The 871-nt window shown below is 56.3% G+C and carries 1 protein-coding gene; it reads left to right on the top strand.

Going from position 1 to position 871, the window contains the following annotated elements:
- Positions 1–871 (top strand): IS4 family transposase (locus CRT24_RS20720; RefSeq protein WP_144034598.1); only part of this gene is annotated, 871 nt, incomplete at both ends.

The following is an 871-nucleotide window of genomic DNA, read 5'->3' as shown; positions in this document are numbered from 1 at the left end:
ACCCATTTCACCCGGGACCGGAAGCTCAATTTCGAGAGATTGGTCCTGCTGATCGCCAAGATGTGCAAGCGGACCCTCTCTGTCGAACTGGAAGGTTTCTTTGGTGAGCTGGGCAAGAAGATCAGTTGCTCGGTGAGTGCCTTTTCCCAGCAGAGGAGCAAGCTGAGCCCCCTTTTCTTCCTGGTCTGGAACCGGGTGCTCTGCGAGAGCTTCCTGCGCCATGCACCGGGGGATACCAGGAGATGGATGGGCTATCGCCTGATCGCAGTTGACGGCTCCAACCTTGCCCTGGTGAACACGCCTTCCCTGCAGGCCAACTTTGGCGGCCAGAGCAACCAGAACTCGAGCTTCGTGCAGGCAAAGACCTTCTATCACTACGATGTGCTGAACGACCTGGTGACCCATGCCTGCATAGCCCCATACCGGACCAGCGAGCTGACCCTGGCTTCCCATTGGATCGAGGAACTGCCCTTGGACTCCATTGCCATCTATGACAGGTACTATTCAACGTTCAAGATGTTTGCGCTTCATAGCTGGCAGGAGAGCGAGCGCAAGTTCGTGATCAGGGCGAAGGATTCGCTGAAGTTTGTCAAGAGATTCCTGAAGACGGGAAAGGTTTCCCAGGTCATCGAGCTTGCCCCAACCCAGGCCTCCATCAGCGGCCTGCGCCAGAGCGGGTTCGCCACGGACAGCTCAACAAGGATCCGCATACGCTTGGTCAGGGTAGAACTGCAGTCGACCACGGAGGTGATCGCGACCAACCTATGGCAGGAAGAGGGGTTTGAAAACGATATGTTCGGGGACCTGTACTTCAGGCGCTGGGGAGTGGAGACGAACATCTCCAAACTGAAGAATACCATGCAGATGGAAT

The sequence above is a fragment of the Sphingobacterium sp. 1.A.5 genome (assembly GCF_002734235.1).
Classification (GTDB): domain Bacteria; phylum Bacteroidota; class Bacteroidia; order Sphingobacteriales; family Sphingobacteriaceae; genus Sphingobacterium; species Sphingobacterium daejeonense.
Note: the sequence above shows the minus strand (reverse complement) of the source record. Positions and strands in the feature narration are given on the sequence as shown.